Consider the following 13,208-nt stretch of genomic DNA (forward strand, 5'->3'; position numbering starts at 1 on the left):
TCAACTTGTGGGCAACCGCCGACGGCGCGAGCGCCTCGACAGCCACAGCCGTGGCGCAGTACCGCTACGACGCCGTCGGACGGCAGGGCCGTCCGGCCAAGCAAGGCGAACTCATCGCCGTATCATTCGCTGCCCTGAGCCTCTGGGCTTGCCAGTACTTCCTGGATGGTCATGTATCGGCACACTCCAGTAGAGAGATCTACCAAGACCGGTAGATTTCACAGCAGCCGCTCCCTTTTGCGGCCTTCGTCAAAAAAGGCTCGGGAGTTGTAGGGAATGACTGCGTGCCCGTCCTCGACGTAGGCGTGCTCCGGCTCAAGCCTCATCGTCTCCGGGTCCCGGCCCGCACCGCCCTGCACCAACAAAGTAGAGGTCGCGCCCAGCACTTCAATCATTGACAGCTCGTCAGTTCATCCTCATGAGTTAGCACTCCCCCAGCCTACCGGCTGGGCCTTTCCTAACTGGTAGTCGAGGAAGACGATATTACCGTCCACGTTGACCACATTGAAGACGTGACCAATTCTGGATCCCGTGCCTCTGGTAACAGCAACGAGAACGCGACCACCCGGGCCCCAGAGGAGTACGTCCTTCATGACGCCACTCAAGCGCGCCCCCTCAAATCCAAGAGGCCGACGGTCGTCAGCAGGGCCGATCCTCTCCTGCCGCCCTTGGCCCCGCCAAGAACAGTTACGGCAATCTGCTGAACCAGTTGGTCTGCGGCAGCGTACTCGTCGGCGAGTTGGTCACAGCTTTGCTGACAGAGCATTTGGGGCAGCGCGGTAGAGGTCAGGTCATATTCCCCCTGATCCACAACGGAGAAGTCCACAATCTCGCCGCGGAGTTCGCCAGGCTCAGCCACAGCCGATCGGCTGGGACGCTCACTTCTACGGCACTCCGGGAGAACCGAACTCCGGCGAGGCCGCTGCGTCATCGAGCGGACCCGCTGAGACGCCAAGCGCCGTTTACGAACCGATACGGCCGGTACCAAGAATATCGGGCCTGCCCGCGGTTGGCCGCGCTGCTTCCACACCTTCGCTACGGCAGCACAGGCGCGACCACCTCGGCCTCGACTCTGCCATTGCACAGGCACAAAGCCCCTTCGTAGCCGACGCGCTGGTCTGCGCCTAATGGGCGGTATGGCATATCAGCCCATACGACCACCCCGGCCCCCGCGGACGGACGGCGTTCTCCGCAATCAGAATGGGGTTGCTGGGCCGGCATGGAGCATGGGCTCGCAGCCGAGACAGACGTTCACAGGGACCCCGACGACCCGGCGGCTCCTGGACAGTTCGCACGGCCTCGGCTGTTCGACGGTGACCGCGATACCGCACGGCCGCTTCTGCCTCGCACCTGTCCGACGGTGCGCTTCCACGGGCAGGACCGCGGTGGTAATCCGGGCGCCGCGAGGACAAGTAAAGGTGCGGGCACTCCTCGGCATCTGGCGGGAGTCCGTCACCAAGATCCGGGCCATATGCGGGCCAACTCCGTAACCCTTTCGACAGGCCGGGCGCCACCTTGGGGACCTCAGCGCCGTCGGGGTACGGCGGTGAGAGGCGATTCGTTCACACGTCGAGTGAAGCCAGTGCCCTGCGAGTGACGTCGGCTGGGGCCGCAGCGATGACGTTGTTGAGCGCGTCCATGGAAGCCTGAAGGTCGCTGATGGCCTGAGCGATGCGGTCGCGTTCCTGGTGGAGGTCGGCGAGCAGGTCCGAGCAGGTGGGGACGAGACGGTCGCCGGTATCCCGCAGGCACGGCAGGACCGCGGTGATGGTGGAGGTGCCCAAGCCGGCGGCCAGCAGGCTGCGGATGCGGCGGACCACGGCGACGTCCTCCTCGACGTATTCCCGGTAACCGCTGGGACGACGCTGCGGATGGAGGAGACCCTGCTCCTCGTAGTAGCGCAACAAGTACACGGCCACATCGGTCCGCCGGGACAACTCACCGATACGCACAGGGACCTCCTGACAGTCGCGCGGACATTGCCCGTTCGGGCTTGACTCTCATACCCATGTGAGACTTTAGCGTCTGCGGCATGAAGGTGAACAAGGGTTTCGCGACGCTCGCCGCACTGTGCGCAAGCGTCTTCGTCGTGGGTACCTCGGAGTACCTGATCGCCGGGTTGCTGCCCCAGGTCGGCGAGGATCTGGACGTCTCCGTGGGAACCGCCGGACAGGCAGTGACCGCATACGCGCTCGGAGTCGTGGTCGGAGGGCCGCTCATGGCCCTGCTGACCTCGCGTCTGCCGCGCAAGGGCCTCGCCATCGGGCTGATGCTGCTGTTCGCGGCGGGCAGTGCGACGAGCGCCGTGGCGCCGTCGTTCGGCCTGCTCCTGGTGGGCCGCGTGGTGTCCTCGCTGAGTCACGCCGCTTTCCTGGCGCTGGCGCTGGTGACGGCGGTTCGGGTGGTCCCGGCCGAGAAGACGGGCTCGGCCATCGCCACCGTGGCCTCCGGCTTCACCGTGGCCACGCTCCTCGGAGTGCCCCTGGGGGCACTGCTCGGGCAAAGCGCCGGATGGCGGGCTCCATTCGCCGCGCTGACCGTTCTGTCCCTGGTGGGCACCGTGCTCCTGGCCGCCGTACTGCCCCGTCAGGAAGCCCCTTCCACGCGGTTGCGTGACGAGATACGCGTGGTGACCCGTCGGCCGGTCATGCTCGCCATCGCCACCACCGCGGTGGGCTTTTCCGGGGTCGCCACACTGTTCACCTACATCGCGCCGCTGCTGACCCGGGTCTCCGGTTTCTCCGCCGACGCGGTCTCCGGTCTGCTGCTCGCTTACGGCGCGGGTAGCTTTCTCGGCAACCTCACCGCCGGAAAGCTGACCGACAAGTCGATGAGCGCCACCGTACGCGGGGTCTTCGGCGGGCTCGCGGCGACGCTCTCGCTCATCCCGTTCGCCGTGGTGTGGCAGCCCACCGCCGTGGCGGCAGTCCTGGTACTCGGTCTGTTCGCCACCGCGACCATCGCCCCGCTACAGGGACTGATCCTGCACCACGCGGGCGCCGCGCCGAGCCTGGCGGTCTCCGTCAACGTGGGCGCCTTCAACCTCGGTGCGGCAGCCGGCTCGGTCATCGGCGGCGCGATCGTCGCCGCCGGTGCTCTGCGGTGGACCGGCCTGGCGGGCGCGGTCCTGAGCCTGATCGGACTGGCCCTGACCTATCTCGTCCTGCCCCGGACACGGACATCGGCGAAGGACGCCGGACACGAAGCCTCGATCAACGCCTGATTCCCCGTCCCGGCTGCGGTACCCGGGCCGAGCGGGTCTCCCTGCCCGCCCGGCCGCTGGCGGCCGCACCCACCAGTCAACGTTCTGATCACCGGTGCGGCGGGTGGCGTGGGCGGCATCGCCGTCCAACTCCCCCGCCGCATCGTCGCCATCGCCCCCGCCTACGCCGCACCGATCGGCGAATGGCTTTCTGCCAGCGCCTCTGCGTGGGAACGCGTCATGCGCGGTCTCGACCCCGCCGGCCGCGCCACGGTCATCGCCGCGCTGTACGCCTACGAGGCCGCCCTGGAGCAGGCAGGCGGCAAGTAATGGAACGCGCAGCAGCGGGGTTGGCGGAGGCGGCAGAGCGCGGCCACCCGGCCGCTGACCCCCTTGGCTGACGCTGTCCGGAGCAGGATCAACTGGCGGCGGAGTCGTGGGCGGTGGCCGTCGTGGCGTCCGGGTGGATGGTGAAAACCTGGTCCAGGCCGATGATGCCCAGGATGCGGGCGGTGTTCGCGGGAACCGCGGCGAGGGTCATGGCGCCGCCGTGTTCGATAGCCAGACTCCGAACCGACAGCAGAGCGCTGATCCCGCTGGAGTCGCAGAAGTCCAGGCCGGCCAGGTCAAGGACCAGCAGTTGCCCCGCGGCGACCGCCAGGCCGTCTACGGCCCTGCGCAGTTCGGGTGCCGTCGCGTAGTCGAGGTCACCGGTGATCTCCAGGACGGGACCGGTGGCCGTGGCTCGGGCGGTGATCGTCAGAGGGTTCATGTCAGCTCGTCACTCGCGGTGGTGGGAAGCGGGGCGGGCATGCCGAGGGCGAGCAGGGCGGTGTCGTCGTCGAGCCCGTCGCCGAAGGAGGCGAGCAGCCCGCTCAGGGCGGTGATGAGAGCCTGCGGGCCCGTCGGCGGCTGGGCGGCGATGAAAGCACACAGAGCGTCCTCGCCGTACAGTTCACGGTTCGGCCCGGTGCGGGCCTCGGTCAGGCCGTCGGTGTACAGGAGCAGGGTGTCGCCGGGCAGCAGATCGGCGCGGGCGGCCGTGAACGGGGCCTGCGGCAGGACGCCGACGAGCAGGCCGCCCGGAGTGGGAACGTAGTCGGTGCTGCCGTCCGCGCGCTGGATCACCGCGGACGGGTGTCCGCCGGAAGCCAGGTGCACGCCGACGTGGCCCTCATCGGTTTCCAGGACACCGAAGACGGCGGTGCAGTAGCGGCCCTCGCCGCTGGCGTACCGCTCGTGCAGCACCGTGTTCAGGGTGGTGAGGACGGTGACCGGGTCGGCATCGTGCAGGGCGGCGGCGCGCAGGGTGTAGCGGGCCAGTGAGGTGACCGCGGCGGCTTGGGGCCCCTTGCCGCACACGTCCCCGAGGAAGAACGCCCACCGGCCGCAGTCCAGGGGGAACAGGTCGTAGAAGTCTCCGCCCAGCAGATCCGGGGATGCCGTGTGGTAGTAGGAACCGGCCTCCAGGCCCGGGATCGCGGGCAGCTGCGAGGGCAGCAGGCTCTGCTGGAGAACGGCGAGCGCCTCCTGGAGCCGGACGCGATCAGCCTCCGCCCGCCGGCGCGCCGCTTCAGCCTGCCGGTGGGCTTCCTCAGCCGCCTCGCGGCCGCGCAGCAACTCCGCCTCGTAGGCGCGGCGGTCGCGGGCGTCGAAAACGGTGGTGCGGATCAGCAGGGGCTCGCCGTCCTCGCTGGTCTTCACCTTCGAGGTGACCAGCACCGGCATCCGCGCCTTTCCGGCGGCCCTGATGTCCAGGGCGATGCCGCTGACCTCGCCCTTCATCTGCAACAGCGGCGCGAAGTGCGTCTCGTGATAGAGCTTGCCCCCCACAGTGAGCAGATCGGTGAACCGCATCCGCCCCACCACCTGCGCACGCTCCATGCCCAGCCAGTCCAGCAGGGTGGTGTTGATCCTCGCGATGGTGCCGTCCATCAGCGTCGACAGATATCCGCACGGGGCCTGCTCGTACAGCTCCTCCGCACTGTCCTCCAGCAGTGAGGTGAACACCGCGTCCGTGGTGTCCACGTCCTGCTCCTCGCCCGGCTCGGGCGCCTGGTCGGTCCTGCACATCACCGGCTCGTCCCGACGAACTCGATGATCGCGCCCGCGGTGGCCTGCGGCGCGCTCAGCTGCGGGCAGTGACCCGTCGCCTCCAGCGTGACCAGGCGGCTGCCGGGGATCGCCGCGTGGACGTAGGCGCCGACCTCCCGGGGCGCGATCACGTCCTGCCTGCATTCAAGGACCAGCGTCGGCGCCGTGACCGTTTTCAGGTCCTCGCGGCTGTCGGACAGGAACGTCGTGCGGGCGAAGACGCGAGCCATGTCCGGGTCGGTCGCGCAGAACGAGGCGGTCAGCTCCTGGCCGAGTTCCGGGCGGTCCGCGTTGCCCATGATGACCGGGGCCATCGCCGCCGACCAGCCCAGATAGTTCGACTCCAGCGACTCCAGCAGCTCGTCGATGTCCTCGGCGCTGAACCCGCCCCGGTAACCGTCGTCGTCGATGTAGCAGGGCGACGGCGCGACCATCACCAGCCGGGACACACGCCGCGGGGCCTTCGCCGCGGCGAGCACCCCGACCATCGCGCTGACCGAGTGCCCCACGAACGTCACGTCCCGCAGGTCCAGCTCCTCGCAGACCTCCAGTACGTCCCGCGCGTAGCCCTCCAGGGAGCTGTAACGCCGCTCGTCCCAGGCCGACGGGTCCGCCCGGCCGGAACCCACGTAGTCGAAGAGCACCACCCGGTAGCTCTCAGCCAATGCGGGAACCACCGTGCGCCACATGTTCTGGTCACAGCCGAACCCGTGCGCCAGCAGGAGCACCGGCCCGTCTGCACAGCCGGTGACGGTGACGTTGTTCCTGCGACGGATATCCATACCCGCCAGTTTCCCATCCCCCCGCCCCACCCCGGGCAGCGGCCCGAGGCCGTGGCGGACTGCGGGCCGCGGCTTCCATCACCGCCGTCCGGCGGAGCGCCGTGCGAAGGGGGGCTCCGATCCCGTTCCGCCCGGATCGGCCGCTCTGCTGTTCCCTGGCCGTCAGGGGCGAGAGCAGCCATTGGTCCGCGTGAACGCCTGAGGGCACCGCAGGAGCCGAGACGTCGACACAGGGTCGCGGCTCGTGCCGTGCCGGTCAGCGGAGGCTTGCCCCCCTGCGGCTCAGACAGGGGCTCCGTCGGCGACGGTCGGTGTGGGGTCATGGGCGAGGTCGACCGGCGGCAGGTCGCGTACCTCGTCCTTGGTCAACCTGAGCCGGACGTCGCCGGTGACGCTGACGACCGCGTCGATGGGGATCGCGACGCGTCGCTTTCCCCACAAGTGGCCCTCGTCCAGCAGCACATGGCTGACGTGGTAATCACCGGTGTCCACGGCCAGGCCCTGGACCCGGCCGATCTCACCGTCGGTCGCGTGCACGGCGTCACCCCGGCGGATCTCCACCTCGCCGGTGGGAATACGGTCCCGCGTGATGAGGCGCGGGCCAGGAACCGGGAGAACGGGCCTCATGGCGACCGCGCCTGTCCCCATACCGAGTCCGTAGTAGGGGAGAGCGAAAATCTCGCCGCCCGCATAGCCCCACTCATTGTCCGGTGCGGGCACGAAATGCTTCTCGTCGGCGCTCGACAGAGCCTCGAACTCGGCCGTGGTGCAGTGCAGTGCGATCCGTGCGGCGGACTGGTCGATCAGACCGACAGGTACGAGGCGGCCGGCCGCGTGGTGGTACTTGGGCTCGATCACCAGGTGAGTGAGGGTTCTGGCGACCGGGTCGACGACCACCCGGCGCAGGACCCCGAAGGCGCCGTCCTCGTCGGAGACTTCTGCGCCGATGGTGAAGGGCCTCGTCGTGAGTGTCATGGCTTTTCCTCGTTCCGCATCGTGTGCGGACGCCCAGTGAGATCAGTGCGGGCGCCGGGGCGGTCGGTTGCGTACGTCGTACGTCCGGCCCCGCTGCGCAGTCTGTCCCGCGCACCCGCGGTCCGCGCAGATGCCGAACGGCCCTTCCAGGGGCCGAAGGGCCCTGCTCGGCAGTTCCCGTCGATCCACCGTCGCGGATGGATGCGTCCGATGGGATTATCACCTCGGGCCATGGTCGACGTGGTCGAACGCCGCTACAGTTGCCGTGACGTCCGTGACCCCGGCGGCATACCGCACAGTCGATACGGACGTACCTGAGGCGAGTGAGACGATGATCCATCGCCCGACCATCCGAGTGCTTCCGAGCGAGCTTCCGGACCGGCCCTGTCGCCTCCGGACTGCGCTGTTGGCGTGGTTGCCTCCACTCGCGTAACCGGGCCGCATGCCTCGCCACAGGCTCCGCACCAGTGCCCGGGCACCGCGTGACCGGAGCGCGGCACCGCGCGGCATTCCTTCCGCAGGTTCGCTCAACTCGTGCTCAATTCAGCGCCCGCGCCCGGTGACCGGGACCCGCGCTTCGAAAAGAGGTCCGCAGTGACTCTGCGCAGAACGAGGCCGGCCGCCGCTTCCACCCGGAACCGCGAAACCGAGCGACTCCTCGCCCGCCGACGCTCGATCATCATCTGGTGCGACCGCCACCTGATCGCCATCCACGCCCTGTCAGCCCTGATGACGGACGATCCGGTCGTGGTCGAAGCCGCCATGGCCGAAGTGCTCGCCGCACCGGACTCCGTCATCACAACGCATCGGACGCGCTCTTCACCTGTCCCACCTCACGTCCCCCACATAAGGGACCGGTGCCCCGAGACGGCGTCAGTCGCGCTCGACCGGGTGGAGCTGGCGCTGATGCTGATCGGTGACCAGAGCTGCGCCGACGCCTCGCAGCGGCTCGGAGTCTCCGAACGCTCCGTCAGCGTCCGCCTGAACGCGGGGTTGTCGGCCCTGTTCGCCCCGTGCGACGGCGATTCGGTCCGCTCCGTACTCCATGGTCTCCCGACCGTCCCCGTCCGCCGCGATTGACCCTGTCCGGCGTTGAGGTCGCAAGCGGACGAACCGGTCCCCCGACGGCGCGTCTCACCGCGGTTTTCCTGACGGCCCCGCCGCGGCGGGATTCTGCCGCACGGCGATCCTGCGACCGGTGACCCGCCTCGGCACGATGGTGATCCGCCTCGAATGCGGTATCCGTGCCCGCCGCCTGTGCGGGCAGCGCGTCCGGTGCGGTTCTGAACGACACATTGCCCTGCGCAACCAGCTCCGCGACCGTCGTCTCCAGCGCGTTCGCCAACCGCGGCAGGAACGTGACGCCGAGCACAGTGGCCTCCTCCTCCACAAACTGGAGGTAGCCACCCGCGGAACCAGCCCGTCCGGCGACCTCCTCGCGACTCAGCCCCAACTGCTCGCGCCGCGGTCGCAGGAGGTCAGCCGGCCAAGGCCGTCGCCACGGGGGCCACGGGGGCCACGGGGGCCACGGGCGGGAGTTCGCTGTGCCGGGCTGTGGCGCGGAGCTCCGGAACCGTAACGACGGGGCAATGGGATTCCCTGACGCACGCGCGGGTCACCGGCCCGAGTTCGGTCGGCGAGCCGTCCCTGTACAGGCTCTGCCCGAGCGTCAGAAGGAGAGCGTCGTCGCTGTAGCGCAGGAGTACCGCGACCGGCGGCCCCTCGGCCAGCACCGCCCGCACGTCAGCGCCCGGATGGGCCATCCGGACTGCGGCCACCGCGACTTGGACCAGCCTCTGCCCGGACTCCCGGTCCTCGGCCGGTGTACGGCGCTCCGCCACGGTGGCATACGGCGCACGCCGACGTACCGACGGCTCCCAGGCGTGCACCGTCACCAGGGGTACCTTGCGTGCCTCCGCTTCCGCCACGGCCCATCGCAAGGCAGCAAGGGACGCACGGGAACCGTTCACCCCGACGACGATCGGCCGCGCTCCGGAAAATTCCCTCAGGTTGGTCTCTTGGATTCTCATAACTCCACGATGGTGCGGCACCAGTACGGCGGCCAAGAGCCGACCGGCTCTCCGAAATGGATTTGCGGCCAGTCCTCAGGAGAATCCGGTGGACGCAGGGGGCCGCTGAGCCGGTGAGGAGGGACCACCCGGCCCTACCGACGACGATCTGGCGCGGCGACGATGCGGATATGAACTACAGGACTGCGCAGACGAGTTGGACGAACGGGAGCGTCTGAGGGCTGCTGATACGACCTCCACCGGTCACATCCTCTCCGCCCGTCACGCACTGCCCGCGGTCCTGCCAGTCGATATGTCCTGGACCAGGAATCCGCCATCCTTTCTGAGGAGCAACGCAATGGCACTTCTGATTTTCCTTCTCGTCATCGTGGTCATCCTGGCCATCGTGGCCATCGCCATGGCGGTCAAGGTGATCAAGCAGTACGAGCAGGGAGTTCTGTTCCGGTTCGGGCGGCTGGTCGGTGCTCGTCCGCCGGGGCTGCGGTTCATCGTTCCGTTCGTCGACGTCCTGCACCGGGTGTCGCTGCGGACGGTCACCATGCCCATCCAGTCCCAGGGCATCATCACCCGGGACAATGTGAGCGTCGATGTGTCGGCCGTCGCCTATTTCCGAGTGGCGGACGCCGTGAAATCGGTGATCGCGATAGAGAACGTGAACACGGCGATCAATCAGATAGCGCAGACGACCCTGCGCAAGGTCGTCGGCCAGAACACCCTCGACCAGACGCTGTCGGAAACTGACCGGATCAATCTGGACATCCGCGAGATCCTCGACGTGACGACCACCGAATGGGGCGTCGAGGTCACCCTGGTCGAACTCAAGGACATCCAACTGCCCGACAGCATGAAGCGCGCGATGGCCCGCCAGGCGGAAGCCGAGCGGGAGAAGCGAGCGAAGATCATCAACGCCGAAGGCGAATCGATGGCCGCCGCCGCGCTCGGCGACGCCTCGGACATCATGATGGACCACCCGCTGGCGCTCCAGCTCCGCAACTTGCAGAGCCTGGTCGAGATAGGCGTCGACAAGAACACGACCGTGGTCTTCCCCGCCCCCCTCATGAGCACCATCGGCGAGCTCGGATCCTTCCTCGCCCGTGAGAAGGCAGCCGCCGCGGCCCCCGTACCGGCGACCGGCATGGTGAAGACCGTCCCCGTCCCCGTACTGAACGGCTCCAACGCCAACGCATCGGTGTGAGCGACCGGTAGCGGCAGCCCGACGTGGACCGCCGGACTGCCGCTGCCGAGCCCCCAGCGTGGGCCGTCGTGAACAGAGGCGAGGAGGAACTCAGTTGAGTACGCAGGTGCACGATGAGGCGTCCGGAGAAACCTCGCACCCGACGAGTACGCAGAAGACGGCGAAGAAGCGGCAGTTCGGACTGCCGACGGCCACCGCACTGGTCATCGGATCGGTGATCGGCACGGGAGTCTTCGCGCTGCCGAGTGCCTTGGCGCCGTACGGCCCGATCAGTCTGGTCGCGTTCGTCCTGGTCACCGTAGGCGCTCTGGCGCTGGCGTTCACCTTCGGGTCGCTGTCGAAGAGAGTGCCGGGTTCCGGCGGCCCGTATGTCTACGCCAGAGACGCCTTCGGGGACTTCGGCGGCTTCCTCAACGCGTGGTCCTACTGGATCACCGCATGGGCCGGCAACGCCGCGATCGTCGTCGCGTGGGTCGGATACGTCGAGGTCTTCTGGAACACCGGGCACGCCAAGCTCTGGTCCGTCGTGATCGCCATGGCGGGTCTGTGGATACCCGCGGTCATCAATCTCTCCGGGGTGCGGAACATCGCCATCACGCAGAACGTCACGACCGTGCTCAAATTCATTCCCCTGCTGTTCATGGCCACCGTCGGGCTGCTGTTCATCAAGGCCCACAACTTCGGGCCGCTCAACCCCACCGGCACCTCGGCGACCGCGGCGATCTCGGCCGCCGCGGCCATCGCGCTGTTCAGCTACATCGGCATCGAGACCGCCTCGGTGGTGGCCGGCCGCGTACGTGACCCTCGGCGCAATGTCGGACGGGCCACGGTGCTGGGCACCATCGGCTGCGCCGTGGTGTACATCCTGGGCACGGTCACCGTGTTCGGCACGGTCTCCAACGCCGCCCTGCAGAAGTCCACAGCGCCGTTCACCGACTCGGCCGACGCCATCTTCGGCGGCCGTTGGGCCGGCCAGACCGTCGCCGTCGCGGCGATCGTCTCCGGCCTGGGCGCTCTGATCGGCTGGACCCTGGTCGTCGGCGAAATGCCCATGGCAGCCGCGAAGGACCGCCTGTTCCCGGCGGTGTTCGCCCGCGGCCGACGCGGCATACCCGCGTTCGGCATCATCAGCTCGACCTTCCTCGCCTCGGTCCTGACCGTGGTCAGCTACACGCGCTTCGAGAAGGTCTTCACCACGCTCGTCCTGCTCTCCGTGGTCACCGCCGTCATCCCCTATCTGTTCAGCGCTGCCGCGCAGTTGTACTGGCTCCTCACGCGCGGCCGGCAGACCCACTGGCAGCACCTGGTCCGCGACTGCGGAGTCTCCGCGGTCGCCCTCGTCTTCTCCTTCTGGTCGCTGGCCGGCAGCGGGTACCAGGCCGTCTACTACGGCCTGTTCTGCGTCCTGCTGGGTCTGCCCGTCTACATCTGGCTGAAGTCGGGGCGAGGCGAGTACGGCGAGAGCCTCGTCGTGCCCTTCGACAGCGCCGCCCTTCCCGAGGTCCCTGAGACCCCGGTGGGCAGTCGGCTCACCCCGGCGCCCGCCACCCGCACCACCGACACCGGAGAGATCCCGTCATGACGCGACCGACACAAGCTGTTCCCGCCGCCGAGCGCCCCGCCGACCGAGCCGCCGGGCAGACCAGGTCGACCCGCACGCCGGGAGTCCACTCCGAAGTCGGCCAACTGCGTGAAGCCGTTGTCCACCGTCCCGGGCTGGAACTCAGCCGCCTGACTCCCCGCAACTGCGACCAACTGCTCTTCGACGACGTGCTGTGGGCTGCCAGAGCCCGCGAAGAACACGACGCGTTCACCCAGGCCCTCCGCGACCGCTTCGTCACCGTGCACCATTTCGACGTACTGCTCGCCGAAACACTGGCACTCCCCGAGGCCCGGGCGTTCGTGCTGGACCGCGTCTGCACGCCCGAGCAGGTCGGACCCACCCTGGCAGCCCCGTTGCGGGCGCTCGCCGACGACACCGACTCCGCGACACTGGCCGAGCTGCTCATCGGGGGCGTCACTCGCACGGACCTGTCACCGCTGCGGGTACGCAGCCTGCGCTGGCAGACCCTGGACGCCGACGACTTCGTACTGGCGCCCTTGCCCAACACGCTCTTCCAACGCGACAACTCCGCCTGGATATACGGCGGCGTCACCATCAACCCGATGGCCAAGTCCGCCCGGCAGCGCGAATCGCTGCACAGCAGGGCTGTGTACGACTTCCATCCGCTCTTCGCCGACCGCACGTTTCCCCGCTACTACGGAGACGACGACAGCAATCACCAGCCGGCCACCTTGGAAGGCGGTGACATCCACGTCCTGGGGCGAGGCGCCGTCCTGATCGGAATGGGAGAGCGCTCCACCCCCATGGGCGTGGAAATCCTGGCCCGAGAGCTCTTCCGGACCGGTCAGGCCACCACCGTCATCGCCGTGCAGCTCCCGAAGTCCCACGCGTTCATGCACCTGGACACCGTCCTGACCATGATCGACACGGACACCTTCGTCCGTTACCCCAACCTCGACCCGAAGGACATGCGCACCTGGGTGATCGAGCCGGCCGACCCGCACGAGGTCGTCGAGCACGACACCGCGGCGCTGCACGTGGAGCAGCGCGACGACCTCTTCGCCACCATCGCCGACGCCTTGGGCATCGAGAAACTACGCGTCCTGTCCGCCGAGGAGGACGCGCGAGCCGCCGAGCGAGAGCAGTGGGACGACGCCAACAATTTCCTCACCATCGCCCCCGGCATCGTCGTCGGCTACGAACGCAACACCGTCACCAACAGCATGCTGCGCGACAACGGCATCGAGGTCATCAGCATCCCCGGCAGCGAGCTGGGCCGAGGCCGCGGCGGAGCCCGGTGCATGACCTGTCCCACTCAGCGCGACGGCATCTGAACCGCCTCCGCCCCGCCCGCACGCCGCCGTAC

At 68.4% G+C, this 13,208-nt stretch carries 16 protein-coding genes; 6 read left to right on the forward strand and 10 right to left on the reverse strand.

Annotation, left to right across the window (positions count from 1 at the left end; all coding sequences use genetic code 11):
• Positions 1 to 218: 218 nt before the first annotated feature.
• The 4 genes from ACFY9V_RS23365 to ACFY9V_RS23380 form a co-directional block, all read right to left on the reverse strand.
• Positions 219 to 395: a hypothetical protein gene (locus tag ACFY9V_RS23365; protein WP_391162711.1), complete on the reverse strand. Its 177-nt coding sequence runs from the start codon at positions 393 to 395 to the stop codon at positions 219 to 221.
• Between the two features lie 21 nt (positions 396 to 416).
• The gene (locus ACFY9V_RS23370; protein ID WP_391162712.1) at positions 417 to 593 is read right to left on the reverse strand and encodes a toxin glutamine deamidase domain-containing protein; all 177 of its coding nucleotides are present in this window, start codon (positions 591 to 593) and stop codon (positions 417 to 419) included.
• An 8-nt stretch (positions 594 to 601) separates the two neighbouring features.
• Positions 602 to 859, reverse strand: a complete 258-nt coding sequence (locus ACFY9V_RS23375; RefSeq protein WP_391162713.1) for a hypothetical protein — start codon at positions 857 to 859, stop codon at positions 602 to 604.
• Between the two features lie 703 nt (positions 860 to 1,562).
• Positions 1,563 to 1,952 carry a MerR family transcriptional regulator gene (locus tag ACFY9V_RS23380; protein ID WP_266608394.1) on the reverse strand — a complete coding sequence of 130 codons (390 nt, stop codon included), beginning with the start codon at positions 1,950 to 1,952 and terminating at the stop codon, positions 1,563 to 1,565.
• Positions 1,953 to 2,032: 80 nt separating this feature from the next.
• Between ACFY9V_RS23380 and ACFY9V_RS23385 the strand changes: the two genes are divergently transcribed.
• Positions 2,033 to 3,223 carry an MFS transporter gene (locus ACFY9V_RS23385; protein WP_391162714.1) on the forward strand — a complete coding sequence of 397 codons (1,191 nt, stop codon included), beginning with the start codon at positions 2,033 to 2,035 and terminating at the stop codon, positions 3,221 to 3,223.
• Between the two features lie 108 nt (positions 3,224 to 3,331).
• Positions 3,332 to 3,532 carry a hypothetical protein gene (locus ACFY9V_RS23390; RefSeq protein ID WP_391162716.1) on the forward strand — a complete coding sequence of 67 codons (201 nt, stop codon included), beginning with the start codon at positions 3,332 to 3,334 and terminating at the stop codon, positions 3,530 to 3,532.
• 88 nt (positions 3,533 to 3,620) lie between these two features.
• On the opposite strand, the gene ACFY9V_RS23395 is transcribed toward ACFY9V_RS23390, so the two are convergent.
• The 4 genes from ACFY9V_RS23395 to ACFY9V_RS23410 all read right to left on the reverse strand — a co-directional run bounded on the left by ACFY9V_RS23395 (position 3,621) and on the right by ACFY9V_RS23410 (position 7,053).
• Positions 3,621 to 3,974 (reverse strand): anti-sigma factor antagonist, encoded by a 354-nt coding sequence (locus tag ACFY9V_RS23395; RefSeq protein WP_391162718.1) that lies wholly within the window; start codon positions 3,972 to 3,974, stop codon positions 3,621 to 3,623.
• Positions 3,971 to 5,275, reverse strand: coding sequence for a SpoIIE family protein phosphatase (locus ACFY9V_RS23400; RefSeq protein ID WP_391162719.1), 1,305 nt, complete (start codon positions 5,273 to 5,275; stop codon positions 3,971 to 3,973). The genes ACFY9V_RS23395 and ACFY9V_RS23400 overlap by 4 nt, the downstream gene beginning before the upstream one ends.
• Positions 5,275 to 6,078 (reverse strand): alpha/beta hydrolase, encoded by an 804-nt coding sequence (locus tag ACFY9V_RS23405; RefSeq protein ID WP_355335103.1) that lies wholly within the window; start codon positions 6,076 to 6,078, stop codon positions 5,275 to 5,277. The genes ACFY9V_RS23400 and ACFY9V_RS23405 overlap by 1 nt, the downstream gene beginning before the upstream one ends.
• Positions 6,079 to 6,360: 282 nt before the next feature.
• Positions 6,361 to 7,053, reverse strand: coding sequence for a PRC-barrel domain-containing protein (locus ACFY9V_RS23410; RefSeq protein WP_391162721.1), 693 nt, complete (start codon positions 7,051 to 7,053; stop codon positions 6,361 to 6,363).
• Positions 7,054 to 7,647: 594 nt separating this feature from the next.
• Here ACFY9V_RS23410 and ACFY9V_RS23415 point away from each other — a divergent pair.
• The gene (locus tag ACFY9V_RS23415; RefSeq protein WP_391162722.1) at positions 7,648 to 8,133 is read left to right on the forward strand and encodes a hypothetical protein; all 486 of its coding nucleotides are present in this window, start codon (positions 7,648 to 7,650) and stop codon (positions 8,131 to 8,133) included.
• Here the strand turns inward: ACFY9V_RS23415 and ACFY9V_RS23420 are convergent.
• Both ACFY9V_RS23420 and ACFY9V_RS23425 read right to left on the reverse strand, forming a co-directional pair.
• On the reverse strand, positions 8,024 to 8,644 hold the full coding sequence (locus tag ACFY9V_RS23420; RefSeq protein WP_391162936.1) for a helix-turn-helix domain-containing protein: 621 nt from the start codon (positions 8,642 to 8,644) through the stop codon (positions 8,024 to 8,026). The genes ACFY9V_RS23415 and ACFY9V_RS23420 overlap by 110 nt on opposite strands.
• Complete coding sequence (locus ACFY9V_RS23425) at positions 8,532 to 9,083, reverse strand: universal stress protein (RefSeq protein WP_391162723.1); 552 nt, start codon at positions 9,081 to 9,083, stop codon at positions 8,532 to 8,534. Before ACFY9V_RS23425 ends, ACFY9V_RS23420 begins: the two co-directional genes overlap by 113 nt.
• A 337-nt stretch (positions 9,084 to 9,420) precedes the next feature.
• Here ACFY9V_RS23425 and ACFY9V_RS23430 point away from each other — a divergent pair, with 337 nt between their 5' ends.
• From ACFY9V_RS23430 to ACFY9V_RS23440, 3 genes are all read left to right on the forward strand, one after another.
• Positions 9,421 to 10,278 carry an SPFH domain-containing protein gene (locus tag ACFY9V_RS23430; protein WP_391162724.1) on the forward strand — a complete coding sequence of 286 codons (858 nt, stop codon included), beginning with the start codon at positions 9,421 to 9,423 and terminating at the stop codon, positions 10,276 to 10,278.
• Positions 10,279 to 10,372: 94 nt separating this feature from the next.
• The gene (locus ACFY9V_RS23435; protein WP_391047956.1) at positions 10,373 to 11,860 is read left to right on the forward strand and encodes an amino acid permease; all 1,488 of its coding nucleotides are present in this window, start codon (positions 10,373 to 10,375) and stop codon (positions 11,858 to 11,860) included.
• Entirely contained in the window at positions 11,857 to 13,176 is a 1,320-nt protein-coding gene (locus tag ACFY9V_RS23440; protein WP_391162725.1) for an arginine deiminase, read from the forward strand. Before ACFY9V_RS23435 ends, ACFY9V_RS23440 begins: the two co-directional genes overlap by 4 nt.
• Positions 13,177 to 13,208: the final 32 nt, after the last annotated feature.

This window comes from Streptomyces sp. NPDC008317 (assembly GCF_042955955.1).
Taxonomy (GTDB): domain Bacteria; phylum Actinomycetota; class Actinomycetes; order Streptomycetales; family Streptomycetaceae; genus Actinacidiphila.